Source organism: Rhizomicrobium sp., from assembly GCA_037200985.1.
Lineage (GTDB): Bacteria > Pseudomonadota > Alphaproteobacteria > Micropepsales > Micropepsaceae > Rhizomicrobium.
Genome location: JBBCGJ010000001.1, coordinates 3,412,566 through 3,437,842 on the forward strand (window position 1 = coordinate 3,412,566; position 25,277 = coordinate 3,437,842).

Annotated in this window: 24 protein-coding genes and 1 pseudogene; 7 read left to right on the top strand and 18 right to left on the bottom strand. The window is 62.4% G+C overall.

Annotation, left to right across the window (positions count from 1 at the left end; all coding sequences use genetic code 11):
• Positions 1 to 26: 26 nt before the first annotated feature.
• From WDN01_16690 to WDN01_16705, 4 genes are all read right to left on the bottom strand, one after another.
• Positions 27 to 218 (bottom strand): twin transmembrane helix small protein, encoded by a 192-nt coding sequence (locus tag WDN01_16690; GenBank protein MEJ0027664.1) that lies wholly within the window; start codon positions 216 to 218, stop codon positions 27 to 29.
• 48 nt (positions 219 to 266) lie between these two features.
• Complete coding sequence (locus WDN01_16695) at positions 267 to 602, bottom strand: thermonuclease family protein (protein MEJ0027665.1); 336 nt, start codon at positions 600 to 602, stop codon at positions 267 to 269.
• 171 nt (positions 603 to 773) lie between these two features.
• The gene (locus WDN01_16700; protein MEJ0027666.1) at positions 774 to 1,241 is read right to left on the bottom strand and encodes a universal stress protein; all 468 of its coding nucleotides are present in this window, start codon (positions 1,239 to 1,241) and stop codon (positions 774 to 776) included.
• A gap of 50 nt (positions 1,242 to 1,291) precedes the next feature.
• Complete coding sequence (locus WDN01_16705) at positions 1,292 to 1,945, bottom strand: helix-turn-helix domain-containing protein (GenBank protein MEJ0027667.1); 654 nt, start codon at positions 1,943 to 1,945, stop codon at positions 1,292 to 1,294.
• 50 nt (positions 1,946 to 1,995) lie between these two features.
• Between WDN01_16705 and WDN01_16710 the strand changes: the two genes are divergently transcribed.
• The gene (locus tag WDN01_16710) at positions 1,996 to 2,622 is read left to right on the top strand and encodes a hypothetical protein (GenBank protein MEJ0027668.1); all 627 of its coding nucleotides are present in this window, start codon (positions 1,996 to 1,998) and stop codon (positions 2,620 to 2,622) included.
• On the opposite strand, the gene mutS is transcribed toward WDN01_16710, so the two are convergent.
• Positions 2,612 to 5,302 (bottom strand): DNA mismatch repair protein MutS, encoded by a 2,691-nt coding sequence (gene mutS / locus WDN01_16715; GenBank protein MEJ0027669.1) that lies wholly within the window; start codon positions 5,300 to 5,302, stop codon positions 2,612 to 2,614. The genes WDN01_16710 and mutS overlap by 11 nt on opposite strands.
• A 101-nt stretch (positions 5,303 to 5,403) precedes the next feature.
• Here mutS and WDN01_16720 point away from each other — a divergent pair, with 101 nt between their 5' ends.
• Entirely contained in the window at positions 5,404 to 7,656 is a 2,253-nt protein-coding gene (locus tag WDN01_16720; protein MEJ0027670.1) for an NADP-dependent malic enzyme, read from the top strand.
• Here WDN01_16720 and WDN01_16725 read toward each other — a convergent pair.
• The 3 genes from WDN01_16725 to WDN01_16735 are packed head-to-tail and all read right to left on the bottom strand — an operon-like array spanning position 7,653 to position 9,202.
• A complete protein-coding gene (locus tag WDN01_16725) occupies positions 7,653 to 8,051 on the bottom strand; it encodes a type II toxin-antitoxin system VapC family toxin (GenBank protein MEJ0027671.1) in 399 nt (132 codons plus the stop codon). The two genes, WDN01_16720 and WDN01_16725, sit on opposite strands and share 4 nt — an antisense overlap.
• Positions 8,052 to 8,300 (bottom strand): AbrB/MazE/SpoVT family DNA-binding domain-containing protein, encoded by a 249-nt coding sequence (locus WDN01_16730; protein MEJ0027672.1) that lies wholly within the window; start codon positions 8,298 to 8,300, stop codon positions 8,052 to 8,054.
• A 59-nt stretch (positions 8,301 to 8,359) separates the two neighbouring features.
• Positions 8,360 to 9,202 carry a hypothetical protein gene (locus tag WDN01_16735; GenBank protein MEJ0027673.1) on the bottom strand — a complete coding sequence of 281 codons (843 nt, stop codon included), beginning with the start codon at positions 9,200 to 9,202 and terminating at the stop codon, positions 8,360 to 8,362.
• Positions 9,203 to 9,312: 110 nt separating this feature from the next.
• Between WDN01_16735 and WDN01_16740 the strand changes: the two genes are divergently transcribed.
• Entirely contained in the window at positions 9,313 to 10,722 is a 1,410-nt protein-coding gene (locus tag WDN01_16740; protein ID MEJ0027674.1) for a M20 family metallopeptidase, read from the top strand.
• 559 nt (positions 10,723 to 11,281) lie between these two features.
• On the opposite strand, the gene WDN01_16745 is transcribed toward WDN01_16740, so the two are convergent.
• Entirely contained in the window at positions 11,282 to 12,262 is a 981-nt protein-coding gene (locus WDN01_16745; GenBank protein MEJ0027675.1) for a hypothetical protein, read from the bottom strand.
• Between the two features lie 254 nt (positions 12,263 to 12,516).
• Between WDN01_16745 and dnaK the strand changes: the two are divergent.
• From dnaK to WDN01_16760, 3 genes and pseudogenes are all read left to right on the top strand, one after another.
• Positions 12,517 to 14,460, top strand: a pseudogene (gene dnaK / locus WDN01_16750) (molecular chaperone DnaK).
• Positions 14,461 to 14,540: 80 nt separating this feature from the next.
• Positions 14,541 to 15,668: a molecular chaperone DnaJ gene (gene dnaJ, locus WDN01_16755; protein ID MEJ0027676.1), complete on the top strand. Its 1,128-nt coding sequence runs from the start codon at positions 14,541 to 14,543 to the stop codon at positions 15,666 to 15,668.
• A gap of 271 nt (positions 15,669 to 15,939) precedes the next feature.
• Positions 15,940 to 16,323, top strand: a complete 384-nt coding sequence (locus WDN01_16760; protein ID MEJ0027677.1) for a hypothetical protein — start codon at positions 15,940 to 15,942, stop codon at positions 16,321 to 16,323.
• 203 nt (positions 16,324 to 16,526) lie between these two features.
• Here WDN01_16760 and WDN01_16765 read toward each other — a convergent pair whose 3' ends face one another.
• Genes WDN01_16765 through WDN01_16780 form a run of 4 tightly spaced genes read right to left on the bottom strand, consistent with a single transcriptional unit; the run spans position 16,527 to position 19,475 of the window.
• Positions 16,527 to 17,189, bottom strand: coding sequence for a uracil-DNA glycosylase (locus WDN01_16765; protein ID MEJ0027678.1), 663 nt, complete (start codon positions 17,187 to 17,189; stop codon positions 16,527 to 16,529).
• Entirely contained in the window at positions 17,186 to 18,370 is a 1,185-nt protein-coding gene (locus WDN01_16770; protein ID MEJ0027679.1) for a nucleoside triphosphate pyrophosphohydrolase family protein, read from the bottom strand. Before WDN01_16770 ends, WDN01_16765 begins: the two co-directional genes overlap by 4 nt.
• Positions 18,367 to 18,984 carry a hypothetical protein gene (locus WDN01_16775; protein MEJ0027680.1) on the bottom strand — a complete coding sequence of 206 codons (618 nt, stop codon included), beginning with the start codon at positions 18,982 to 18,984 and terminating at the stop codon, positions 18,367 to 18,369. The genes WDN01_16770 and WDN01_16775 overlap by 4 nt, the downstream gene beginning before the upstream one ends.
• 14 nt (positions 18,985 to 18,998) lie before the next feature.
• Complete coding sequence (locus WDN01_16780) at positions 18,999 to 19,475, bottom strand: TIR domain-containing protein (GenBank protein MEJ0027681.1); 477 nt, start codon at positions 19,473 to 19,475, stop codon at positions 18,999 to 19,001.
• A gap of 249 nt (positions 19,476 to 19,724) precedes the next feature.
• Between WDN01_16780 and WDN01_16785 the strand changes: the two genes are divergently transcribed.
• The gene (locus tag WDN01_16785) at positions 19,725 to 20,387 is read left to right on the top strand and encodes a hypothetical protein (protein MEJ0027682.1); all 663 of its coding nucleotides are present in this window, start codon (positions 19,725 to 19,727) and stop codon (positions 20,385 to 20,387) included.
• On the opposite strand, the gene WDN01_16790 is transcribed toward WDN01_16785, so the two are convergent.
• From WDN01_16790 to WDN01_16810, 5 genes are all read right to left on the bottom strand, one after another.
• Positions 20,367 to 21,488, bottom strand: a complete 1,122-nt coding sequence (locus tag WDN01_16790) for a hypothetical protein (protein ID MEJ0027683.1) — start codon at positions 21,486 to 21,488, stop codon at positions 20,367 to 20,369. The two genes, WDN01_16785 and WDN01_16790, sit on opposite strands and share 21 nt — an antisense overlap.
• Positions 21,485 to 22,245 (bottom strand): IS5 family transposase gene (locus tag WDN01_16795; protein ID MEJ0027684.1). Its coding sequence is split into 2 segments (ribosomal slippage): positions 21,485 to 21,918 and positions 21,918 to 22,245, totalling 762 coding nucleotides; the frame shifts between segments, so codons are not numbered across the junction. Before WDN01_16795 ends, WDN01_16790 begins: the two co-directional genes overlap by 4 nt.
• The gene (locus WDN01_16800; GenBank protein ID MEJ0027685.1) at positions 22,221 to 23,099 is read right to left on the bottom strand and encodes an AAA family ATPase; all 879 of its coding nucleotides are present in this window, start codon (positions 23,097 to 23,099) and stop codon (positions 22,221 to 22,223) included. The genes WDN01_16795 and WDN01_16800 overlap by 25 nt, the downstream gene beginning before the upstream one ends.
• A complete protein-coding gene (locus tag WDN01_16805; GenBank protein ID MEJ0027686.1) occupies positions 23,096 to 23,596 on the bottom strand; it encodes an ABC-three component system middle component 2 in 501 nt (166 codons plus the stop codon). Before WDN01_16805 ends, WDN01_16800 begins: the two co-directional genes overlap by 4 nt.
• Positions 23,584 to 24,666: an ABC-three component system protein gene (locus WDN01_16810; GenBank protein ID MEJ0027687.1), complete on the bottom strand. Its 1,083-nt coding sequence runs from the start codon at positions 24,664 to 24,666 to the stop codon at positions 23,584 to 23,586. Before WDN01_16810 ends, WDN01_16805 begins: the two co-directional genes overlap by 13 nt.
• Between the last annotated feature and the right edge of the window lie 611 nt (positions 24,667 to 25,277).

Consider the following 25,277-nt stretch of genomic DNA (forward strand, 5'->3'; position numbering starts at 1 on the left):
ACGCGCAAGCGGACTCGTTCCCGCAGCTATTTGCGGCTGAAATACAGGACCGCCATGATGATGACGACGGCGATGAACTGCGCCAGGACGCGCAGCCGCATCAGCCGGTTGGACCACGTCGCCGAGACGGCGCCGCCCTTCCAAAGCGTGTAAAGCCCGGCCAGCAACACGCCGAACACCACGGCGATGGCGATACCGACGGCGACCTTTCCGCTCATGAGACCTATATCCGCCCCGCGCCGGGCCGGTGCAAGACCCGCCGCGTCTCAGCCGCACCAGCCGTCGCGGCGGCCGCCGGCATAGGCGCGGGCGAGGCGGGCGCGGATCATCGCGTTCGCGATGTCGCCGCCGCCATCCGCTACCGCGGCGTCGACCCGGCCGCCGAACTTGTCGTAGCGCACGGCGCTGAGCGTCACGTCGCCGCCCTCGATCCGGCGGGCGAGATAGTCCCGCGCCGCCGCGGCGCCCCTGCGCTCGGCGTCGCAGCGCGCCCGCAGCTCCGGCGCATCGATGCCCGCGATGCGGACGCGGATGGAAATCTGCTGGTCCAGCCAGATGGCGGCGGAGGCCTCGAAGGTGTCGCCGTCGATCACCCGAACCACGCGGGCGTTGACCGGCCCCTGAAAATATCTATCGGAATCAAACGCTTGCGCAACTTTCGGCAATATAATTGTTATTGAGAGCAGCGCGAGACCCAGCCCAATCCGCTTCCAATCCAAGATCGCAACCCGCGCTCAACGCAAGGTTGCGTATAGAACAAATATGCAACCTATTCAAGCGAGGGCATCTATCTTCTCGTCGGAGAAATTGCCCGGGACGATGGTGACGGGGATCGCCTGGACGCCGCCGGTGAACAGGGACACCAGGGGCCCCGGGCCGTCTTTCGCGGTGCTCGAAGCGACGACGAGGATGGAAATGTCCTTATCGGACTTGATCAGCTCCAGCAGCGCGTCGGTGGGGCGGCCTTCGCCGAGCACCAGCTCGGGGATGATGCCGGCCAGCTCGTTCACGGTCTTGGCGGCGGCATAGATCAGGCCTTCGGCTTCCTGGCGCGCCTCGTCCTTCATGATCTCCTCGACGCCGCGCCATTGCTGGAAGTCGGCGGGCTGGGCGACGCAGAGCAGCGTGACGCGGCCGTCCGTATGCTGGGCGCGGCGCGCCGCGAAGCGCACGGCGATCCGGCATTCCGGCGTCTTGTCCACGACGACCAGGAATTTGCGTTTGCGGTCGGGCTCGCTCATGGCGGCCGATGCTGACACCAGGACGGGCGCGGCTTCAAGGGTGGCGCTGCCTATGGGCGCGGCCGCTTCGACAGATAGGCCGCCTGCATCTCCACGATCGCCGCGACGAAGGAGGATCGCGACGGCCGGCTTGCGAACAGGCCGGCCTGGGGCTCGAGCCAGGTCACTTCCACCGCGCCATACAAGGCGGCGAGCGAAAAGCGCAGTGCGGCTTCGCCGCCGGCGATCTCGGGCCCGAAGCGCGCCAAGGCGGCCTTCAGCAGCGTGGCGCGGCCCCGGCTCTGCTGCCGCGCGAACCGCGTGCGCCATGCGCGATCGGGCGTCGTCCGCGCGAAGGCGCGGATCGCGAGCAGGAGGCCGCGATGCTCGCACGCGACCCGAACGGCCGCCTCGCCGACGCGGCGCAGGAAGTCGGGCAGGTTCCGCGCGCTGGCGGCGAAGGCCGCGTATTCCGCCTCCCGCTTTCCGTCGCCCAGAGACGCGAAATCGAGGAACGCGGCCGCAACGAGGGCGTCCTTGTCGGGATAGCGGCGGTAGATCGTGCCCACCGCGACGCCGGCCCGTTCGGCGACGGCCGGCACGGTGCAGGCATCGAGGCCGCCCCGGTCGGCCAGCGCGAGAACCGCGGCGAGGAGGCGCTCTTCGGTGCGGAAGCTGCGCCGCTGGCGCTTCCGCTTCTGCGGGGAGGCCGGTGTCTTGACCAAGGCCGTCATTCTCCTGTTAATGTGAATCCACTTTCACATATGAGGTTGCCATGGGCCTGTCCAGTAGCCGTCAGCGAACGCGCCGCATCGTAGCGGTTCTCGGCCTTTATGCCCTGGCCTATCTCTTCGCCAGCTGGCTCGACCTGTTCACCACCGCGCTCGCCCTCGTCCGGCCGGAGGCCAGCGAGGGGAACATCTATGCGACGGGCGCGGCAGGCTATGTCTCCGCCAAGGCCTGGCTGATCACGGTCGCGGGCGGCATCGCGATCGAAGCGTGCCTGCTCTGGGCGATCCTGGCGGCCGGAACGGTGACGCAGCACTGGCTCGCCCATCCCATCCGCTCCTTCGCCCGCCCTTACGTCAATCCGTGGTCGCGACGGGTACGGGACCGTTCGCCGCTGCATATGGCGAGTTTCGTCATCGCTTTCGTGCCGCTGCGGGTGCTGGCCGCGCTGAACAATGTCGCCATCGCCGCCACCGGAACCGCGCCGCTCGGACGGCTCGTCGGCCTCGCCTCGCGGGCGACCACGCCGGCGATCGGATTCTGGCTGGTGCTGGGACCGCTATTCTATCTCCTGGCGATCCTGCTGGCGCCGCTCGCAGCGCGCCTCATCGTCTGGGTCCGCGGCGGCGAGGATGCCGCCAGGATGCCCCCGGACACGCGGTCTACGGTTTGATCGCCTTGAGCTTGTAGATCAACTCCAGCGCCTCTTTCGGCGTCAACGTGTCGGGCTCGATCGCGCGCAGCGCTTCCTGGAATCCGTCGGGCCTGGGCGCCGGCGCGGCCGCGGCGAAAAGCGGCAGGTCGTCGATGCGGGCCAGCGGCTTGTGGCCTTCGCGGCCGTCTTCGAGCGCCTTCAGCACCTCCTCGGCGCGGCCGACCACGGCCGGCGGCAGGCCCGCCAGCTTCGCCACATGGATGCCGTAGGAACGATCCGCGGCGCCCGGCGCGACCTCGTGCAGGAAGACGATGCTGTCGTTCCATTCGCGCACCCGCATCGTCACGCAGGCGAGCGACTTCAGACGTTCGGCCAGCGCCGTCATCTCGTGATAGTGCGTCGCGAACAGGGCGCGGCTCTTGTTCTTCTCGTGCAGATGCTCGGCGGTCGCCCAGGCGATGGCGAGGCCGTCGAAGGTCGCGGTGCCGCGGCCGATCTCGTCCAGGATCACCAGACTCTTCGCCGTCGCCTGGTTCAGGATCGCGGCGGTCTCCACCATCTCGACCATGAAGGTCGAGCGGCCGGCGGCGAGATCGTCGCCCGCGCCGACGCGGGAGAACAGCCGGTCCACGATGCCGATATGGGCCGAATCGGCGGGCACGAAAGCGCCGGCCTGGGCGAGGATCGCGATCAACGCATTCTGGCGCAGGAAGGTCGACTTGCCCGCCATGTTGGGGCCGGTGACGAGCCAGAGTCTTCCAATTCCCCCAGGAGACAGGTCGCAGTCATTGGGCACGAAGGGATGGGCGTTGTCGTGCGCCAGCGCGGCTTCGACCACGGGATGGCGGCCGCGCACGATCCTGAAGGCCGTGCCGTCGTCGATCTTCGGACGGGTGTGGCGACAGGCGACCGCGAGCTCGCCCAGCGCGCAGGACACATCCACCACCGCGAGCGCGGCCGCGATGCGGTTGAGCGCCGGGGCGCAGGCGATGGCCTCTTCGCACATCCGGTCGAACAATTCGCGCTCCAGCGCGAGGGCCTGGTCGGCGGCCTGGGAAATGCGCGACGCCAGCGATGCGAGCTCATCGGTGGTGAAGCGCACGGCGCTGCCGATGGTCTGGCGGTGGCGGAACAACGCGCGGTTGTCGCCCGATTGCAGCTTGTCGGCATGCTGCGGCGTGACCTCGATGAAATAGCCCAGCACGCCATTGTGCTTGATGCGCAGCTGCGCCACGCCGCTGTCGCCGCGATAGCGCGCTTCGAGGCCGGCGATCACGCGGCGCGATTCGTCGCGCAGCTTGCGCACCTCATCCAAGGGCGCGTGCACGCCGGCCGCGATGAAGCCGCCGTCGCGCGCGAAAAAGGGCGGCTCGGCGATCAAGAGCGTCTCGACCTTGTCGGCCAGGCGCGAGGCGCCGGTCGTGCCTTCGATGAGATCGTGGCAGGCGTCGCGCAATTCGCCGGGCGCCGGCTTGAGCGGATCGTCCAGCTTGAGGCGGGTGCGCAGATGGCGGGCGCATTTGATGCCGTCGCGCAGCGCGGCGAGATCGCGCGGGCCGCCGCGGCCGACCGAGATACGCGCCAGGGCGCGGGCGATGTCGGGGGCGCGGCGCAGATCCTCGCGCAGGCTGCGGCGCAATTCGGAATCGCCCTCGAAGAAAGCGACGGCGTCGTGGCGCCGCGCGATGGCCGTCTCGTCGGTCAGCGGCGCCGCGAGCCGTGCCGCCAATTCGCGCGCGCCGGCGGCGGTCACGGTACGGTCGACGGACGACAAGAGGCTGCCCTTGCGCGCGCCGGCGAGAGTCTCCGTCAATTCCAGATTGCGCCGCGTCGCGGCATCGATCCCCATGAAGGCGCGCGGCGCGACGCGGGCGAGCGTGCGCAGCGCCGGCAGGTTGCCCTTCTGCGTCAGGTCGAGATAGGCGATCAGCGCGCCGGCCGCCGACAACTCGGCGCGGGAGAAGGCGCCGAGGCCGTCCAGGCTCTGCACCTTGTAATGCGCCTTCAGCGCGCGCTCCCCGGCGCCGGACTCGAACTTGATCGACGGCAGCGGCGACAGGGCGGGGCCGAGCGCTTTGAGAATCGGCGCCAGCGCCGCGTCGGCGAGCAGCGCATCCGGTACGAGCAATTCGCGTGGGGACACGCGCGCCAGCTCCGTCGCGATCTCGTCCGCTTCGACCGGCGCGACCGAGAAGCTGCCGGCGGACATGTCGCAGGCCGCGATGGCGAAGGCGCCGCCGGAACGGCCGAGCGCGGCCAGCGTGTTGGCGGCGCGCGCCTCCAGCAGCGAATCCTCGGTCAGGGTTCCCGGGGTCACCAGACGCACGACCTCGCGCTTGACGACGGATTTGGCGCCGCGCTTCTTGGCCTCGGCCGGGTCCTCCATCTGCTCGCACACCGCGACGCGGAAGCCCTTGCGGATCAGCTTCTCCAGATAGCTTTCCGCAGCGTGAACCGGCACGCCGCACATCGCGATATCCTCGCCCTGGTGCTTGCCGCGCTTGGTGAGCGCGATGTCGAGCGCCTCGGCCGCCGCCACCGCATCGTCGAAGAACAGCTCGTAGAAATCGCCCATGCGGTAGAACAGCAGATAGCCGGCATGCGCCGCCTTGGTCGCCAGGTACTGCGCCATCATCGGCGTCGCCGCATCGGGCGACGCCTTACTTTCTTGCGGGGCCTCCGGCGCGTGTTCGTTCATGTCGCGGACTTTATCATGTCGCAGCGCATGCCGCGGTTGCGGCATTGATATAGGATGGGTCAAAGGGGGATATTCTGTGGATCACTTCAGCCGGTAACCCCATGTCCAACATCAAGAAGCCCTCTTTCACCAGGGACGAAGCCCTCGCCTTTCACGCCCAGGGAAAGCCCGGAAAGCTCGAGATCACGCCGACCAAGCCGATGGCGACGCAGCGCGACCTGTCGCTCGCCTATTCGCCCGGCGTGGCGGTGCCCGTGCTGGCGATCGCGGAGAATCCCGATCTCGCCTATGACTATACGTCGAAAGGCAACATGGTGGCCGTGATCTCCAACGGCACGGCGATCCTGGGGCTGGGCGATCTGGGCGCGCTGGCGTCCAAGCCGGTGATGGAGGGCAAGGCGGTGCTGTTCAAGCGCTTCGCCGACGTCGATTCCATCGACCTGGAGGTCGACACCTCCGACGTCGAGCAATTCATCGGCGCGGTGCGCTATCTCGGCCCCTCCTTCGGCGGCATCAACCTGGAGGACATCAAGGCACCGGACTGCTTCGTCATCGAGGAACGGCTGCGCGAGATGATGGACATTCCCGTCTTCCACGACGACCAGCACGGCACCGCGATCATCTCCACCGCCGGCATCATCAATGCGATGCACCTGACGGGGCGCAAATTCGAGGACCTCAAGGTCGTGGTGAACGGCGCGGGCGCGGCGGGTATCGCCTGCCTCGAACTGCTCAAATCCATGGGCCTGCCGAGCGCCAATGCGATCCTGTGCGATTCCAAGGGCGTGGTCTATCGCGGCCGCACCGAGGGCATGAACCAGTGGAAGTCGGCGCATGCGGTGGAGACCAAGGCGCGGACGCTGGAAGACGCGGTCAAGGGCTCGGACGTGTTCCTCGGCCTGTCGGTCAAGGGCGCGATGACCCAGGAGATGGTGATGTCGATGCGCAAGGCGCCGATCATCTTCGCCATGGCCAATCCCGATCCGGAGATCACGCCGGAGGAGGTGAAGGCGGTGCGCTCCGACGCCATCGTCGCCACCGGACGCAGCGACTATCCCAACCAGGTGAACAACGTGTTGGGCTTTCCCTACATATTTCGCGGAGCACTCGACGTGCGGGCGCGGACCATCAACGAGGCGATGAAGATCGCCGCCGCCGAGGCGCTGGCGGAGCTGGCGCGCGAGGACGTGCCGGACGAGGTCGCCGCCGCCTATCGCGGCGCGCGCCCGGAATACGGGCCGGACTACATCATCCCGGTGCCGTTCGATCCGCGCCTGATCAGCCGCGTGTCGCGCGCGGTGGCGGAAGCGGCGATCAGGACCGGCGTGGCGCGGCGCGAGATCAAGGACCTCGACGCCTATTCCTTCCAGCTTTCGGCGCGGCTCGATCCCTCCGCCGCGCTGTTCCAGCGCATCACAGCCAGCGTGCGGGCCAATCCCAAGCGCGTCGTGTTCGCGGAGGGCGAGGAGGAATCGGTGATCCGCGCCGCCGCCGCGTTCCAGAACTCCGGCCTCGGCAAGGCGATCCTGGTGGGGCGCGAGGAGATCATCAAGAACGGCATCCGCCGCGCCGGCCTCGACGAGCACGGGCTGGAGATCCGCGTGCCGCATTCGGCGCAGGACGCCCAACCCTATATCGAATTCCTCTTCAAGCGGCTGCAGCGGCGCGGCGTGCTCTATCGCGACGCGGTGCGCATGGTGACCAACGACCGCAACGTCTATGCGAGCGCGATGCTGGCGCAGGGCGATGCCGACGCGATGGTGACGGGCGTGACGCGGAACTATGCCGCGGCGCTGACCGATGTGCGCCTGGTGCTCGATCCGCCCAAGGGCGAGCGGCCGATCGGCGTGATGCTGATCTTCGCGCGCGGCAGGCTGGTGTTCGTCGCCGATACCTCGGTGCACGAGATGCCGACGAGCGAGGAGCTGGCCGACATCGCGGTGCAGGCGGCCGGCGTGGCGCGGCGCTTCGGCTTCACGCCGCGCGTGGCGCTGCTCGCGTCCTCGACCTTCGGCTTTCCGCGCAGCGAGCGCTCGGAGCGCATCGTCGAGGCGGTGCACATCCTGGACGAGCGCCATGTCGATTTCGAATATGACGGCGAGATCGCGGTGGACGTGGCGCTCGACCGCGAGAAGATGCTGCTCTATCCGTTCTGCCGGCTGACCGACACGGCGAACGTCCTGATCATGCCGGCGATCCATTCGGCGGCGATCTCGACCCGGCTCCTGTCGCAGCTCGGCGGCGTGACGATGATGGGGCCGCTTCTGATCGGGCTGGAGAAATCGGTGCAGATCGCCCCGCTCGGCGCCAAGATGAGCGAGATCTACAACGCGGCGGTGATCGCGGCGCTTTAGGGCGCAATGAGCGGCACGGACGGAAAATAGGTTCGATAGCGGCTAGGATCACGCGTCAGGAGCCGATAGCCGCCGACCGCCGCATGCGCTCCGATGAAGAAATCCGGCAGCGGCGAGCGACGGACGCCGCCGCGTCTGCGATATCGCGCGAAGGCCTTGCCGGCGAGGAATGCCGCCTCGTACGGAACGATCTCACGCTCGATGGCGGATGGTATCGCGTCGTCGGCCAGCTCCGGACTGTCATAGCCGACCGACATTTCGGCGTAGATCACCAGATTGATGACCACGCGTCCGCGATCGAGCGCATCCAGCAGTGCGGCAGATGAAACCGCCGACCAAACAGGATCCGGAACCAGAATGTCGAGAAGGACATTGCTGTCGACAAGAACCGCCACTCAGTCGTCGCCGCGCGTAAGCGCCATGATCTCGTCGGTTGTCATGCGGATCGGATGCGCCTTGGCGAAACGCCGCATATGCTCGACGACCTTCTCGCCGCGGGTCTTGCCTTTGGGCTTCTTGGCGCGGAAGAGCACCACCCGATCCTTCCCTTCATAGGCGAAGTCGACTTCCGTGTCCGGAAGAAGCCCGGCTTTTTCGCGGATATGGGCCGGGATCGTGACCTGGCCCTTGCTGGTGATGCGCATCGCCCTACTTTCTTACTTGGCCGGGTAATACTACCGCCGGGGCCGCGCGGCGGCAACCGTCAGACACGCACGAACGGCCGCAGCACCATGCCCAGCATCACCAGGCTGACGAAGGCGCGGTAGAAGGCGAGCGTCAGTGCCATCGGGAAGTAATTCGGGTTGGGCTCGATCTGCGAGAGCTGGCAGCCGAAGGCGGCGGGGATGTCGAGCGTCATGGCGTTGAACGTGTCGTTCAGCCAGAGCTGGGCGAGCTGCTGGGCGCGGTCGCGCTCGGGCGCATAGCTCGCGGCGTCGAAGGTCTTCAGGTGCAGGGCGCCCATCATCGTTTCGGTGCAATGGGGCGTGACATGGCGCAGACCGTAGCGACCGAACTCGCCATAGGCGCTGGCCGGATCGGCGATCCAGTTGGGATTGCCGCGCTGGAACGGGACCGTCTCGCGCTCCAGGAAGGTGCCGAAGGCGACCAGCGCGAAGGGCATGGCGAGGATGCCGAGCACGCCGACGACATAGAGGTGCCAGTAGAAATCGGGATTGCGGAAGGCGTGCACGATGGGGATCGCGATAAGCAGGAGCAGCGCGGGTCCCCATATCCAGGTGGCGGAATCGCGCACCACGATGAAGATGTCGAGGAACAGGAGATCGGCGTCGCCCAGGATGTCCGCCGGATCGAAGGTGGCGACGAAGCCGTGCGGCAGCCAGTAGAGGCTCGCGAGCCAGCTTCCCAGAAGGATCATGGCCACCGCGAAGGGGGCGAGCAGCCAGGGATCGAAGCCGAAGCCATCGCCCCGGGCCAGGCGGCGCAAGCCGGCCCCGATCTCGCGCAGGCCGCGCCAGATGGCGAGCAGCCACAGGATCGCCAGACTGAGCGCGCAGAGCTTCAGCAGGATGAATTCGGTCGCCATGGCCCCCTTACGGAGCCATAGCATAATGGCGGCATGACCGAATTGGGGCGGCCCGGATGACGCAACCGGCGAAATGCGGCATGTTCGGCCGCCCTCCAACGAGCCCGACCATGACCGTGCCCGCCTTCATCGAACGCATCTGGGAAGACGACATCCTTCCCGTCCTGACCGACTATATCCGCATCCCCAACAAGTCGCCGCATTTCGACCCGCAATGGGAGGCGCACGGCCATATGGAGCGCGCCGTCGCCATGTTCGAAGCCTGGGCACGCAAGAAGCTCGCGGCCGTCGCGGGCGCCACGCTGGAGGTGGTGCGCCTCAAGGGCCGCACGCCGCTGATCTTCATCGAGATCCCGGGCGAGGCGAAGGGCACGGTGCTGCTCTACGGCCATCTCGACAAGCAGCCGGAGATGAAGGGCTGGGCCGAGGGGACCGGGCCGTGGACGCCGGTGTTCAAGGACGACAAGCTCTATGGCCGCGGCGGCGCCGATGACGGCTATGCGATGTTCGCCTCGCTGGCTGCGATCCTGAATCTGCGCGACGAGAAAAAGGACCATGCGCGCTGCGTGATCTGCATCGAGGCGTGCGAGGAATCGGGCAGCTACGATCTGCCGTTCTACATCGATCACTTAAGCGACCGCATCGGCACGCCCGATCTCGTCGTGTGCCTGGATTCCGGCTGCGGCAATTACGACCAGCTCTGGCTGACCACCAGCCTGCGCGGCATCGCGATGGGAAACCTGACCGTCCGTGTGCTGACGGAAGGCGTGCATTCGGGCGACGCCAGCGGCATCGTGCCGTCGTCCTTCCGCATCGCGCGCACGCTGCTGAGCCGCATCGAGGACGAGAAGACGGGCACGATCCTGCTCGACGAGCTGTTCGTGCAGGTGCCGCCGGACCGGCTGGAGCAGGCGCGCGCCTCCGCCGCGATCCTCGGCGACGAGGTCTATACCAAGCTGCCGCTGGCCGGCGCGACCAAGCCGATGGCATCCGACCTGACCGAGCTGATCCTGAACCGCACCTGGCGGCCGCAGCTCGCGGTGACCGCGATGGACGGCTATCCGCTGCCCGAGGACGGCGGCAATGTGCTGTTGCCCTATACCGTCGCCAAGCTGTCGATCCGCCTGCCGCCGACCTGCGACGCCGAGCGCGCGACCCAGGCGATCAAGGCGAAGCTGGAGGCCGAGGCGCCCTACGGCGCCGAGGTCGAATTCGACGCCGATGCCGGCCAGACGGGCTGGAACGCGCCGGCGCTGGCGCCCTGGCTGGCGGCTTCCTTGAAGAAGGCGAGCGAGGCGCATTTCGGCCGGCCGGTGGCGTTCATGGGCGAAGGCGGCTCGATCCCGTTCATGGCGATGCTGGGGGAGAAATATCCCAAGACGCAGTTCGTCGTGACGGGCGTGCTGGGGCCGAAGTCCAACGCGCACGGGCCGAACGAATTCCTGCACGTGCCCACGGCAAAGAAGGTGACGGCCTGCATCGCCGACGTGCTGGCGGATCACGCGGGGCGCCAACCGTAGAGCCTCGCGCCGTGGCCGACGAACAAAGGCCTCCCTGGCTTGTACCGCGCATCACGGCGGCGCCGAAGATTCGGCAACTCTACTGGTGCGACTTCTGGAAAGATGCCGTGTTGCCGGAGTTCTAGAAGACCCGGCCCGTTATTGTCATTTCCTACAAGAACACGCTGCACGGCCCGTGCCTGGTCGTTCCGACGACGACAATTCCCCAGGACGACAACAGGTGGGCGCACCGGCTGTCGGTGACCTTCGACGGCGTCCAGTCCTGGGCGGTATGCAATCAGCCGACGACGGTCTCTCCCAGCCGTTTCAGCCAATTCCGGGGCCGGATTCCGCTGGTTCCGGAGGCCGATTTCAATGCGATTCTGACCATTTTGAACCTGTGGCTCCCGAAGCCATTTCCGTAATTGAAAATTCAGAGCCGCAATACTATGTTTTCAGCATATGCGGCCCCGAAAGGGTGTCCGTTGCCCGCAAGGGAGACAATCGACCAAGGGGAGCCCTAAAAAGCTCCCCTTTGGTTTAACTGGACGGCGGGATCGCAAGCTGCGGCGCCGCCAAACTACCCCGCCGACAGCACGATCACACCCACCGCCGCGGCGAAGAACGCGATGTGGACCGCGAAGCTCGTGCGGTCCAGCCGCATGACGCGCTCGTCCGGCACGTTCGACGTCTTCTGCCAGCTTGCCGTGCCCACCACCTGCGCCAGGGTCGCGATCACCAGCAGGTAGGCGATGGCGTAAATCTTGTCCATCAAGACCAGCGAGCCGATCTCCGGCAATTCGTCGGAATAGGATTTCTGCAGGAAGACCAGGGTCAGGAGCGCGGTCGCGGTCAGCGCGGTGCGCACGTCGACCAGGTCCGGCTTGATCAGGAAGGCCAGCCAGTTGGCGAACATCACGATCAGGAGCGGCAGGAACAGCTTCCAGAGGAAGAAGCTCGCGCGGCGCTCGATCGCGATGGCGAAGCGCAGGCTGGGGTGATGCGTGCCCTCCACCACGCCGGGGGCGCCGAAATGCGTCGCATAGTCCTGCACCGACGCCTCGGCATGCCAGCCCAGCATGCGCCAGCCGGGGACCTCAAGATTGGCGCCGAAGCCCGAATCCTTCAGGTCCGGAACGTAGACGAGGCGGTGATGGGCGTTGATCTCGTCCTCGATCACGATGCTCAGCATCTGCCGGTCGAACGGGAAATCGATCAGGCTGAAGGGCTGGAAGAAGCGGCCATGGATCTGCAGGAGCTGGTAGGAGCTGCCGTCGGCCAGCTTGCGCGGGACGTCGAACAGCTTCTGCTGGGTGAAATTCTGCCGCTCGCTGGCATTGGCGAATTCCAGGCCCTCGGTCGGATCGACCGGGCCTTTCCATTTGAGCCAGACATAGGCGACGACGTCATAGGTGCTGGCGGCGATGTTGAGATCGTCCACCACGGTCGGATAGACGCCGACCGTGACGACCTCCGCCGGCGCCGGCTGGGCGAGCGCGGGCGCGGCGCAAAGGACAAGCGCCGCCAGCAAAGCCCAAAGCCGTCCGAACGCCTCCGCCATCGCGCCTGCCCTCCTGTGTTTGTCCTACCGCTTATGCCAAAAAGTCGAGGGGATTGAAGGGCTTTCTGCGAGATCCCGTCTGCGGCCTGTGGCGCCGGGGCCGCGAATCAGGCCCTGGCCGCCCTTGCCGTGCCGGTAGGCCGACCCTATATACCCCATGACGCGGTAAGGGCCATTTCCCGGCCTTTTGCCGTGGTTTTTTATGCTAGGGGACGGCCCGGAGGGCGCTTCTTCGGAAGGCCAGGAACCCGTCCGCCAAAGGTAAGGAAACAGACATGGCAAAAGTCATTGGCATCGACCTCGGCACCACGAATTCGTGCGTCGCGGTCATGGAGGGGTCGGCCCCCAAAGTCATCGAGAATGCGGAAGGCGCGCGCACCACGCCCTCCATCGTGGCCTTCGCCCAGGACAGCGAACGCCTCATCGGACAGCCCGCCAAGCGGCAGGGCGTCACCAATCCCGAATTCACCTTCTTCGCGATCAAGCGCCTGATCGGGCGCCGGTTCGACGATCCGATGACCCAGAAGGACATCGGCATGGTCCCGTACAAGATCGTGAAGGCCGACAATGGCGACGCCTGGGTCCAGGGCCGCGACGGCAAGAAATACAGCCCGTCGGAAGTCTCCGCCTTCATCCTGCAGAAGATGAAGGAGACCGCCGAGGCCCATCTGGGCGAGAAGGTGACCCAGGCAGTCATCACCGTCCCGGCCTATTTCAACGATGCCCAGCGCCAGGCGACCAAGGACGCCGGCAAGATCGCGGGCCTCGAAGTCCTGCGCATCATCAACGAGCCGACGGCCGCGGCGCTGGCCTATGGCCTCGACAAGAAGCAGTCCGGCACCATCGCGGTCTACGACCTTGGCGGCGGCACGTTCGACGTGTCGGTGCTGGAGATCGGCGACGGCGTGTTCGAGGTGAAGTCGACCAACGGCGACACCTTCCTGGGCGGCGAGGATTTCGACCAGCGGCTGGTCGGCTATCTGGCCGACGAGTTCAAGAAGGAAAACGGCATCGACCTGCGCGCCGACCGTCTGGCGCTCCAGCGCCTGAAGGACGCGGCCGAGAAGGCGAAGATCGAGCTTTCCTCCGCGCAGCAGACCGAAGTGAACCTGCCCTTCATCACGGCGGACGCCTCGGGTCCGAAGCACCTGACGATCAAGATCACCCGCGCCAAGCTGGAAGCCCTGGTCGACGACCTGATCCAGAAGACGGTCGGGCCGGTCAAGGCGGCGCTCAAGGATGCCGGCGTCACCGCGAACCAGATCGACGAAGTGATCCTGGTCGGCGGCATGACCCGCATGCCCAAGGTGCAGGAGATCGTCAAGAACCTGTTCGGCAAGGAGCCGCACAAGGGCGTCAACCCGGATGAAGTGGTCGCCATCGGCGCCGCGATCCAGGGCGGCGTCTTGAAGGGCGAGGTCAAGGACGTCCTGCTGCTCGACGTGACCCCTCTCAGCCTCGGCATCGAGACGCTGGGCGGCGTGTTCACCCGCCTGATCGACCGCAACACCACCATCCCGACCAAGAAGTCGCAGATCTTCTCGACCGCGGAGGACAACCAGACCGCCGTCACGATCCGCGTCTTCCAGGGCGAGCGCGAGATGGCGGCGGACAACAAGATCCTCGGCCAGTTCGACCTGATGGGCATTCCGCCGGCGCCGCGCGGCGTACCGCAGGTGGAAGTCACCTTCGACATCGACGCCAACGGCATCGTGTCGGTGACCGCCAAGGACAAGGCGACCAACAAGGAACAGCAGATCCGCATCCAGGCGAGCGGTGGACTTTCGGAAGCCGACATCAAGAAGATGGTGCAGGAAGCCGAGAGCCATGCCGCGGACGACAAGAAGCGGCGCGCGGCGGTGGAGGCCAAGAACCAGGCCGACGCGCTGGTCCATTCGACCGAGAAGGCGCTCTCCGAGCACGGCGACAAGGTCGGCGCGGAAGAGCGCACCGCGATCGAGAATGCGATGGCGGCCTTGAAGGAAGCTTCCAAGGGCGACAATGTCGACGACATCCAGGCCAAGACCCAGGCCCTGGCGCAGGCGTCGATGAAGCTCGGCGAGGCGATGTACAAGGCGCAGCAGGCCGGCGCCGCCGCGGCGGATGCCGCAGCCGACGGTGCCGGCAACAAGCCGGACGACAATGTGGTCGATGCGGAGTTCTCCGAGGTCGACGACAAGAAGGACGGTTCGGCTTAAAAGCCGGGCCAGATAACAAAGAGCCCGGCGTGTCGAAGCGCCGGGCTTCTTTTTAAAGGGGCGTGTGTGCACAGACCGTCATGAGCAAGCGCTGCTATTACGAAGTCCTCGGGTGCCAGAAGGGCGCCGGCGTCGCCGAGCTGAAGGCAAGCTATCGCAAGCTCGCGATGGAGCTGCATCCCGACCGCAACCCCGACGACGCGACCGCCGAGGTCAAGTTCAAGGAAATCAACGAAGCCTATGACGTCCTGAAGGACGATCAGAAGCGCGCGGCATACGACCGCTTCGGCCATGCGGCGTTCGAAGGCGGCATGGGCGGGCGGGGCCCGAGCGGCTTCGACTTCGCCTCCTCCTTCACCGACGTGTTCGACGATCTGTTCGGCGAGTTCATGGGCGGGCGGCGCGGCGGGCGGCGGCAGAACCGCGGCGGCGACCTGCGCTACAACCTCGAAATCTCCCTCGAAGAATCCTTCAAGGGCCGGGGCGCCGAGATCAAGGTGCCGAGCGCGGTGGCCTGCGAGGCCTGCGGCGGCTCGGGCGCCGAGCCCGGCACCAAGGCCGAGCAGTGCCCGACCTGCTCCGGCATCGGCAAGGTGCGCGCCCAGCAGGGCTTCTTCACCATCGAGCGGACCTGCTCGACCTGCCGCGGCAACGGCCGCGTGATCAGGAGCCCGTGCAAGAGCTGCAAGGGCACCGGCCATGTGCAGAAGGAACGCACGCTCTCCGTCGACATCCCGCCCGGCGTCGAGGAGGGCACCCGCATACGGCTTTCCGGCGAGGGCCAGGCCGGGCTGAACGGCGGGCCGGCCGGCGATCTCTACATCTTCGTCTCGGTGAAGGCGCATGAGATGTTCCAGCGCGAGGGCCACGACCTTTATTGCCGCGCGCCGGTGAGCTTCGTGACCGCGGCGCTGGGCGGGGCGATCGACGTGCCGACGCTGGACGGCGGGCGCACGCGGGTGACGATCCCCGAAGGCACGCAGTCCGGCCGCCAGTTCCGCATGCGCGGCAAGGGCATGCCGGTCTTGCGCGGCGGCGGCATGCACGGCGATCTCTATGTCGAGGTCGCGGTCGAGACCCCAGCCAAGCTGAGCAAGAAGCAGAAGGAACTCCTGAAGGAGTTCGACAAGCTCAGCGACGCGAGCACGCACCCCGAAAGCGAAAGCTGGCTCGCCAAGGCGAAGAATTTCTTCGAGACGAAGAATTAGCGAGCGTCCCGCTCACCTGTCATCCCCGCGATAGGACGGCAGGTCAATTTATGATTGAAAAACAGCCGGATATTTTGCTGATTTTGGCTGTGTAGGATTTGTGTAGGTTGTTCTGCACATTCTGCCTATTTCTACCAGTTGGTACAGCGGTTTGCATCTTTTGCAGCGACGTTGTCCACATCGGAAAACGTCGCTGAATTTGCGAGCCATATTTGGAGCGAGCAACGGACCATCCAGCTATAGTACGCGCGGGTTCCCCGAGGCGAGCGTGATGACCAACTATGAGCCGTCCTTCTTTGTCGGTAAATACTTCAACGTCTTTCCGGCTGTCGTCAGTGTGTTCACAATTCCAAACGAACGGCTTCGCCTCGTCCTGCGCCGTCACTGGATGTTTGCCGTGACGGGATATTCCGATACCGAACTGACCGCTATCAACACCACGACCCATCACAACCTGACCATTTCACTGGATGAAATAGCTTCGTGCGCTGATGAAGGTAACGGGCTGCCGAGCCATCTGAATCCCCTTGCCCTGCGGCTTACTTCTCAGGTCTGTTGGGATCATACGAGATTATGGCGTCAGTCGTTACACAGCTTCAGCGACCTTGGCCCTCGCGACCGCCTCTTGGTATCGAGGCGGCGTACCGTTCATTGAATTTTGTGGTTGCGCATGCAACCGAACTAGCCCTGCGGCAATGAGCGGGGTTAAGCCGTCATAGGCCGCAGCGCGTGAATCTTGGTGCGGGCCGGAGTGAAGCGACTACCCGGTCACTCGATGCGCTTGTCTTGGCCTTGACGGAAAGAGGGGCGCAGCCCCAACTCACCTGCTACTTTAGAGGCTTTCAATTGGATCGATTCTCAGAATAAACGCTGCTGTGCACCGCTATCTGCAAGACCGTATAATTGGCGCATCTGTCCCAAAAACTCCGTCTGTCCGCCATAACTCGGATGACGCACTTGCGTGATCTCTAGAGTGTCGGTCAGACGGCCAGCAGCGTGTGCCGCATCATTGCCTATTGCGATCAGTCTGCGCGGTTTCAAAAGTAGAATTAGCTGGACAAGAATTTCTTCCCCGGCCCGTCGTTCTCGGGAATTGTGCGAACGATTGCTGAAGGGATCGCCGGGTTCATGTGGATGTAGCGGAAACACATTCCAAAGAAATACCGGGGCTTCTATTTGAAATAGCACAGCCCAGATGACCGCGGCTGTTCGCTCCGCGACAGCGCCTCCCTTGGTGGGGCGCTCCACTGAAACACCCCATCGCTCCGCGTGCGCGTCTATATGGACATCATCGGTTAGTGCAAGTCCGGTCCGCCGTCCTCCACGATATCCTAGGTCTCGACCAATCCATATGGAGTCGATATCGCTATCGACTGCGACTTCGAGCATGGCCCGCAACGTTGCGGAACGCCGGCGTGGCGCATCACGCACATCGTGCACAGCACAGTGATCGGAGTAGGGGTTAAAGGTGTTGTCAAAATCTAACGCGCCGAGCGCATCGACAAACTGAGTCGGTGTCATGTACGCCTCCCCCTTTTCAACGATCTGTACCCAATGGTGCGCGCCTTACGATCACCGATGACGATGCCTCCGTTGTTGTCACGCACTTTCCGAAAAACCGCAAATCCTTGCAGAATGGCCCTTTCCCAAAGCATGAGCGGACATTGATCGACCTCGTAACCCTTTACGAACTGGCCAATTGTTTTCAGTAGATCGAACGAAATGCTCTTCTGATCTTCAAAATAGTTTAGAGCTTTCGCGCGCGAGAAAATCCAAGCCGTCAAGCCTTCCTCCACGACGATAGCTCTCCCGCCGTCCTGGGCCTCGTCATATTCGCGGTCGCTTTTACGTTTCTGCTTGATGAGCGCACGAAAGACCGGCGACCAATGAAGGATTGCAGCGTGCGCGAAGTGAAACACATCGTGGAATCGGTAGCCGTCTCGGTCGAGGATATTGTCGGTTAATGGATCACCGACGAATACGCCGTTCCATTGCAGATAACTTTGACCGCTCTTGCGCTGGGTTATCTTGATCGCAAAATTCTGTGGAATCCGTTCTTCTTCGAGAAACTTGTGATCGAATGTTGGCAAGCGAGAGAAATCGGGATGGAGAAACCGGCCACGCGTTTTAGCGATATTTTCATGAACGACGCTTGAGAAGGTTACGCCTGCCGCTCGTAGCGCTTGCAAATAGTGGTCGGCGAACACGCTAAGGTGCCCACGAACACTTTCTCCCGGCCCTCTCAGGTCGAGAAGGGGAGAAACTGCGTCGCCGAGCTTCAGGAATGCGTCATGCAGGGATGGTGAAGCAACGAAGGACGCAACGTGAGAAACGGAACCTTCCAGAAGATCGCTAGCGGCAATGCTCTCGCCATACCCCGGCCCCTTGGAAACCGCCGAGAATACTGATTCGAGCTCAATCTTGAGACGTCGGCATAACGCAGCGAAATACCACAGGGTGTCGCCGAATTCTTCGGCGACCGTGTCATGAAATCCGATATAGGCCTTTCCCTCGCGGTCGACCTTTTTTGCGGTAGCCAGGATGCTTCCGACCTCACCGAATAGGCCCAAAAGAACGGGGCGCAGATCATGGGGCGGCAGTTTGTCGGTCTTGGCTATTTCGCTTACGTACTCGCGCAGCAGAATCGAGCCTTTATCAGAGGCTGATTTCGGCCTTTTGAGACTGACGATCTGTTTAGTCATGGCGACCGTACCCAATCAAGCGGTCGTCCCGCGTAGCCATGCCGATCTAGAGATTGGAGCCATGCCGCAAAATCTCCGATCAAATGGGGATCGTCAAAGATTTTGCGACCTTGACCCTGTTTGCAGATGTCTTCGCCGCCATAGTTGCGAAATTGCGCGGGTATTTTCGGACCTTCGCCGCCAAAATAGACAAACGTGTTGCTTACCAATACCCGGTCAACGCCTGTGTCACGCTTAATATGTCGCGGGTTGGGCGAGCCATCGTCTCGGCTATGGAACGAATTGAGCTGGCTCCATGCCCCGTCGGCCGATTGGCTATATATATTATCGCCACATTCACGCATGCGACTACGGCTCAAATTCGGCTTTTTGTTCTGGAAACGCGGATCCTGCCAATACTGTGCAAAACGGGGCGTTTCGGTGACGCGCATTGCATATACGAGAAAGCCGCCACGCTTGAGTTTCTTGTCTGCGCTGCCCGAGCCTACCACCCAGTCTCCGATTGCCGCTGCCTTTCGTATGTCGGGCTTGCAGGTTGCGAGGGTGCAGAAACCATAGAACGGATTGGGGGCAAAACCGCTGTCATAGCGTACGACGTAGGAATGTAACCGCATGGCTGGAGGGCCAGCTAACACGGGTGCCGCTTTATAGGCCGAGGCAACGTGGGCGTGCCGTCAGGTTTCTCCCAATCTTCATTTGTCCCGTTGATCGCATCGACGATGCTCGGCCCATGCCAGCCGACAATGACCGCATCGGCATAGTTCTTGAGAGCTTCCGGCATATCGCATTCGGCGGCCCCGTGTTCCCAAACGCCGACAATTTTCTTTTCCAGCTTAAGGGCGTATTCGATTTCCCAATTCACCCATTCGCTGTTTTTGGTGTCCGGCGAAATGTACACCAGTAGCGTGCTCGCCCACTGAATCTGAGGAGCCAGAATCTGAGACTTTATGTACTCTAGCGACGTGGCGTCGTTGGGCTTTTCGGAATTAATCGAGGAATCGCGGATTTCCATGCCGTGTTTCGCCAGCAATTCCTTGATCTTGCCAAGTGCCGCATCGTCCTCGTGAATATGGCTTATAAAGACATGCTTTCTGTCATCGGCCATGACACACACCAGCCCTTCTAGATCGCAGAGGATGCGCGCAACTAATAGTATTGAGCATTCGATTCGTGCAATTTGCCATAGATAAGTGCAGAGCGCCAATGTAAATGGGTTCTATACGGCGTGCGTCTACTTGGACGATGGCGAGATGTGACATGTGGGGGACACGATGGAGTGGAATTGCCCTGAACAAATCTTCAAGCGTCTCAACAGCGCGTCTGAGCGTGTGGTCAATAACCTCTTGGCAACGCTATGACCGGCGCGACGCCATCACCCGGACTCGGGCTCTTTTCAGTGAGCCTGCAGCCCGACTGGTCACTCTCGATCCAAGTCAGCTTTTGGGTCGGGTTGGCGTTGATTGTCGGCGTCGTCATCTATTTTTTATGGCGCTGGTACTACGGAAGCGCGGCCTGGAAAAACTTCGAGATAGACCGCGCTGAAATCGGGGTTGGTACGGGAAAACTCACGCTCAAACCCAACATGACCGATCGACAGGTCGCCTACTCAATATGGGTCGAACTCAGCACTCGAAAGATCGGCCTGCCAATTGATTTTGAACATGACGTGATCGCGGAGATTTATGATAGCTGGCATACATTCTTTTCCGTCACTCGCGACCTCATAAAGTCCGTGCCCGTCAACAAGGTTCGGCATGGCAGCACGCAGAAGATCATCAAACTGTCGATAGAGGTCTTGAACGATGGTCTGCGGCCACATTTGACAAAATGGCAGGCGCGTTTCCGGCGGTGGTATGACTACGAGCTTGGGAAAGTGAGCGGTGAGCTTGTGATTGATCCGCAAGACATTCAGCAGAAATTTCCAAAATGGGCTGAATTAAAAACCGACATGGAGCGCGTCAACGGGCACCTAATGCACTATAGAGAGAAGATGCGATTACTCGTGTTGACCGACTAACGGCGTGGGCGTCACTCGCTCAAAGTAGCCGAACCTCGGCACACCATCTTTGCCGGTGAATTTTGTCGCTTGCGGCAATGCCTGTATAGCCGCCGGAGGGTCGGTGTTCTCTACGATGATGACCTGCTCGTTGGCGCTTAGCGCTTGCAGATAAGTGTAAAACTTAGTGTTCAAATCCGTGCCACGCAGATCATCTTCCTGATTGTCGGGCTTGCGATAGGACAACAGCGGCGAATCGAGGATCAAAAAACCTGGGTGGGGTTTATCGTTTTTGCGGCAGAACTCCATTAATCCGACGCTGAACGCGGCCTGCGTGATCGCGCGCATACCTTTTCCGTAAGAAATGCGATCCTTGCCGTTTATGACCAAGTCCTTCGCTTTCAGATCGAAGTGAACGCGGTCGGCATTTGGGAAATGCCATGCTTTGAGAATAGCAAGAACTTCGGTAGCGAATGCATCTACTACGGTGGAGGGAAGCCCAACATCGACAGAGCCCGCCCCTCCATTCGCGGCCTCTTCGGCGAGCAGCCTGACCTTGCGGTCTTCCAAATCCTTCAGGGTTTTATGGAAGCCCAGCGCCTCGCGAACTTCCCCCTTTTTATCCGCGAGTTGGCCGTAACCGCTACGAAGCTGACGCAGATTGGGCGCTAGCAGCGTCTCGATCTGCTGCGCCGCAGCGTGGTAATCCGCTTCGATTTTTGGAAGTCGGCGCTCGAACGACCGTTGCTCTTTCTCAAGGTTGGAAATCGTGTCCTGCAACTCCGATTGCCGAAGCTGGATCTTCGCAGCCTCAGCTCGCGCAGCCGCCACGACTGCATCTACATTCCCGTCGCATTCTTCTTTGAGACGATGATGCTCTGGCAATGCGCCGCACAACGGACAGGCGGTTTCCGCCAGCGCGGAGAACAGGCTGCCGGCTTCCTCGATTCCCTTGAGGCGCTCCAGGTCAGAGCTGTAATGGTCGTCCAGCAGGTTAAAGCGATCCAACAGATTCGTAATCTCGGTCAGCCGATTGTTGCCTTCATCCAGCCGGGTCAGTAAGTCACGACGCTTGGCGGAGGCTTCGCGATACTGCGCCTCCGAACTAGGGTCCAGACTCATAAAGTCCACCACACGATAGCAGCGACGAGGCATACGGAGGCTAGGAAGTTTCTGGCGAGCCTGTCGTAGCGTGTGGCGATGCGCCTGAAGTCCTTGAGGCGGCAGAAGGCGTTCTCGATCTTGTGTCGCTGCTTGTAGGATTTTCTGTCGAAGCTGAAGGGCTGCTTGCGGTTCGATCTGTTGGGCACGACGGGCTTGGTGCCGCGCGCCGTCAGCCATAATCGCAGTTCTTCGCTGTCGTAGGCTTTGTCGCCGAGCAGCTTCTTGGCGATCTTGCTTCGGCGGATGAGACGCTGGGCCGGCGGGCAATCGTGCGCCTGGCCGCCGGTCAGGAGGATGGAAAGAAGACGGCCCTTAGCATCTGCGATTGCGTGGATTTTCGTGTTTCGCCCGCCGCGCGAGCGGCCGATCGCCTGCTTAAGCTCCCCCTTTTTGCGCCCGATGCCGAGCGGTGGGCTTTGACATGCGTCGAGTCGATCATCTGGGTATCGGTGGATCGTCCGCGCTCCGCCAATTTGCGGAACAGCCGCTCCCAGATGCCGCGCTCGGCCCAGCGCACGAAGCGATTGTAGATTGTCGTATGGGGGCCGTATTCCGGCGGGCAGTCGCACCACCGGCAGCCGCTCTTCAAGACATGTAGGATGCCGCTGATTACGCGACGGTCGTCCACACGATCTTTGCCGCGCACGTCCGTCGGCAAGTGCGGCTCGATCCGAAGCCATTGCTCGTCGCTCAGCCAAAACAGGTTGTTCCGCATCCCAATGCCTCCGAATCACGAAGCAACGGAATCATCAACCGATTCAACCGACAATGACTTTTTTGGGTTTCGGCCCTAGCCAATTGTTGTCCACGTTCCGCAATGGATGCATCGAGTTTTTCGAGCTGGGCTTCGAGTTCTGAAGGTGCGCCCGCCAATTCTTTCACCTGGCGTCTCATGTCGGTGATAAGCTGGTCGAGCAATTCGAGCTGACCCTCGCGCGAATTCTCTTCGGCGCTGGCGGTGCGTGTCGCAGTCAGCGCCGAATCGTCCATGCCGGTAATCAGAAGCTTGAATGCGGATGTGTTAGCTGTGTCTGCGGTGTAGTTGCCGTCTGACAGCGGCGAGCGTTTTTGGATTATCTCTTCTTCGTTCACGATCACAAGTCGGGCTAGGTTGCGAAAGCTCAAACTTTGGGTTTCCAATCGCGCATTCTTACGAATGCGTTTTCCCGCTAACCCAATCTTTTCCAGCAGGAACATCGACAGGTTGTCGGTCCGCTTTTCGTTATGTGTGTCAGACAGCGGTATGCCTTGGCCTTCTGGTGCCTTCTCGAAGTGAAGACCCTGGAAGAGCAAGAATGCACCGCCATCGACGCTGCGCTGAACCGTATACTTTTCTCCCGCCAGCGTTTCGAGGGCGAGTAAGATACGGTCGTATCCATCCCGCTCGGTAAAGTAGCGCAACGGCCCCTTACCACCCAGCATGTAGTCGATACTATCGACGATAAAGGACTTACCGGTGTCCGACGCGCCATAGATCACATTAAGCCCGGCACCAAATTCCATGGTGGCGGGTAGTCGCACCGGCCCCATGAAAGTTAGGTGGCGAATACGCAATCCAAGGGCGGTCATTCGACCCCCAGACTATTCTCGACGGCTTGGAATTCCATTATCCAGCTATCGAAAAAGCGGCGCATCAGCTCATCGAAATCAGCATCGGTATAGTCAGCAAGATACGTCACCAACCAACGCGCACGCTCCTTGAGAGCATCCATATAAGGTGTTTGTAGCGAATTCAGAAAGAACGAAGCCGTCTCGCCAGCACGGTAACGAATACCGTCCGCATGCGGCTGCCGCACGACAAGGTCACGCGCCATCATCAACAACAACGATTGCTGCACAAGCTTACGTCGCACTTCAGTAGCCGGGGTCTTAAGCGGCGTTGAAGGGTGTAGGTCCTCAGGGCCGCCCAGCTGTTCCGTCCTGACAAGCAAATAATCGAGCGCCGTCAGGCGCTGAAGGTCGAACGAGCGCGGAAACGCGGCAGCTAAAACGGCAACGGCGCGCACACCGGCCTCCAGCGGACCGTTGAAGGTCAGTGTCAGTCTGTCTGCTGTCACTCCGTCCATGTAATCCGTTCGTCATTTGCTAGCTGGTGGCAGATGCCGTGCTTATCCTCAGCAAAAGTGTTGTGAACCAGCGGGTGGGCAGTAAGCGGTAGAATCTGCGCCCGGTCGGTCACCGCAACCAGACGCTCAAGCTGATCGCTATACGCTGCGTCGCGCGTGTCAATGATGCCCTTGTAAATCTCGTCTTGGAGATTTTCAAACGTGCCCGCTTCGACCTTATCGCGTACGAACACGCGAAGTGATTCGGCATGGTAAAATGCTTCGCGCTGGCGTCGGAAATGTTGTGCCAGCTTTTGCGTGAGTTCCGCAGCGGCGGTCACCGGCTTTTGAAGCCGTTCGGAATAGGCAACCAGCAACTTCGTGATGTAACCGCTTTCCACGTCGTCGATTTCGACTGGCGGTGCGCCCGGCTTTGGCCGCGGTGGCAAGCCGCCCCCAAAACGTGACAGGAAATACGGCGTAGCTTTGTGCTGCTCTATGATCTCCCGGACGGTCTTCGCCTGAAAGATCGAAAAGTCAAACGCGTTCACATACACTGCGAACGCACCTTCAAGTGGCACGGGCTGAGTCTTGGTGATGTGTTCGCGAATGTTAGCGTCCCATACCTCCAGCACCTTTGCCTTCAGCACAGGCGCGTTGGCAAGGTACTGGCTTAGCGTCGTGCCACACTCGCGCGGCGCCACGAAGTAGTAGGCGCGCGGCGGAACGTAGTGCCCCTTAAATGAATGCCAGAGTATCTTGCCAATCTCGGGCCAAGCATCGCCGGGGTGAAGCGGGTGGTCATAGTGCTTGCACTGATAATTATCCCAGGCACCTTTCAGCATCGACTTATGCATGAACCCGGCAATGTCGATGCCGCGATCATTCGAACCTGAGAAGCGCTTGACGGCCTTGTACTTCGGTTTCTTCAAACCGTGTGTCGCCCATTCGTCGATGAACTTTTCCCAGTCGTCGGCTGTGTAGGTGAGAATGCGCGTCAGCGGGTCGATGGGCGGCCCGCTCTGCAATTGCATGGCGGTAAGCATGGTATTAGCAGGTGGAGGCGGCGCGATATCCGAGAAATCATCCATGAAGCCCACATCGTGTTTGCGTTTGAAATCGCCGGTGGCGGCTATGAATGCCGCTGAAATAAAATGAGTCCTATAATACCCACACAGCAATAGAGGATTGTAAAAATATAGACAACAATGACATTCGCCTAGCATGGCCGATTGCGTGACTGCGGCGTGCGAAGAACCGCAAGGAGTCGAGCGTGACCGTGCGAGGGGCTGTAGCAATCCGAACTTTGACGCAGAGCTCACGTGCCGGACCGGCGCGGTGGCACGTCGCGCCGGAACGCAGTCGGGCAATTTCGCATTCCTTCGACCGGAGGCTGCTAGGAGCCTGCGCAACAGCGCAGGCGGGACGCGCCGGATCGCCCTGCCAGTCAGCGCCGCGAGGCGCACGCAGTGGCGCACCCGTAGGAGTCGCGTAGCGGCGGGACCGAGTGCGCCTGACTGGCATCGCCATTCTCGAAACGAGAGGCCGGTCTTGGATGGCCCGAACCCAAGCGCAAGGGTGCGGGAAGGCGTACTGCCCGCTCCGCCAAAATGGGAATGGCGGCGGATCGCCGGGTCACAGGGGTTGGCGCGAACCCCTCCAAGTCCCCCTCGCTCGGGTGTGTGCTCGATGCACCAGTCCG

Coding starts and splice junctions, on each gene's coding strand:
- WDN01_16690 (MEJ0027664.1), bottom strand. CDS start 218: ATGAGCGGAAAGGTCGCCGTCGGTATCGCCATCGCCGTGGTGTTCGGC.
- WDN01_16700 (MEJ0027666.1), bottom strand. CDS start 1,241: ATGAGCGAGCCCGACCGCAAACGCAAATTCCTGGTCGTCGTGGACAAG.
- WDN01_16710 (MEJ0027668.1), top strand. CDS start 1,996: ATGGGCCTGTCCAGTAGCCGTCAGCGAACGCGCCGCATCGTAGCGGTT.
- mutS (MEJ0027669.1), bottom strand. CDS start 5,302: ATGAACGAACACGCGCCGGAGGCCCCGCAAGAAAGTAAGGCGTCGCCC.
- WDN01_16720 (MEJ0027670.1), top strand. CDS start 5,404: ATGTCCAACATCAAGAAGCCCTCTTTCACCAGGGACGAAGCCCTCGCC.
- WDN01_16730 (MEJ0027672.1), bottom strand. CDS start 8,300: ATGCGCATCACCAGCAAGGGCCAGGTCACGATCCCGGCCCATATCCGC.
- WDN01_16735 (MEJ0027673.1), bottom strand. CDS start 9,202: ATGGCGACCGAATTCATCCTGCTGAAGCTCTGCGCGCTCAGTCTGGCG.
- WDN01_16740 (MEJ0027674.1), top strand. CDS start 9,313: ATGACCGTGCCCGCCTTCATCGAACGCATCTGGGAAGACGACATCCTT.
- WDN01_16745 (MEJ0027675.1), bottom strand. CDS start 12,262: ATGGCGGAGGCGTTCGGACGGCTTTGGGCTTTGCTGGCGGCGCTTGTC.
- dnaJ (MEJ0027676.1), top strand. CDS start 14,541: ATGAGCAAGCGCTGCTATTACGAAGTCCTCGGGTGCCAGAAGGGCGCC.
- WDN01_16760 (MEJ0027677.1), top strand. CDS start 15,940: ATGACCAACTATGAGCCGTCCTTCTTTGTCGGTAAATACTTCAACGTC.
- WDN01_16765 (MEJ0027678.1), bottom strand. CDS start 17,189: ATGACACCGACTCAGTTTGTCGATGCGCTCGGCGCGTTAGATTTTGAC.
- WDN01_16770 (MEJ0027679.1), bottom strand. CDS start 18,370: ATGACTAAACAGATCGTCAGTCTCAAAAGGCCGAAATCAGCCTCTGAT.
- WDN01_16775 (MEJ0027680.1), bottom strand. CDS start 18,984: ATGCGGTTACATTCCTACGTCGTACGCTATGACAGCGGTTTTGCCCCC.
- WDN01_16780 (MEJ0027681.1), bottom strand. CDS start 19,475: ATGGCCGATGACAGAAAGCATGTCTTTATAAGCCATATTCACGAGGAC.
- WDN01_16785 (MEJ0027682.1), top strand. CDS start 19,725: ATGACCGGCGCGACGCCATCACCCGGACTCGGGCTCTTTTCAGTGAGC.
- WDN01_16790 (MEJ0027683.1), bottom strand. CDS start 21,488: ATGAGTCTGGACCCTAGTTCGGAGGCGCAGTATCGCGAAGCCTCCGCC.
- WDN01_16800 (MEJ0027685.1), bottom strand. CDS start 23,099: ATGACCGCCCTTGGATTGCGTATTCGCCACCTAACTTTCATGGGGCCG.
- WDN01_16805 (MEJ0027686.1), bottom strand. CDS start 23,596: ATGGACGGAGTGACAGCAGACAGACTGACACTGACCTTCAACGGTCCG.
- WDN01_16810 (MEJ0027687.1), bottom strand. CDS start 24,666: ATGGATGATTTCTCGGATATCGCGCCGCCTCCACCTGCTAATACCATG.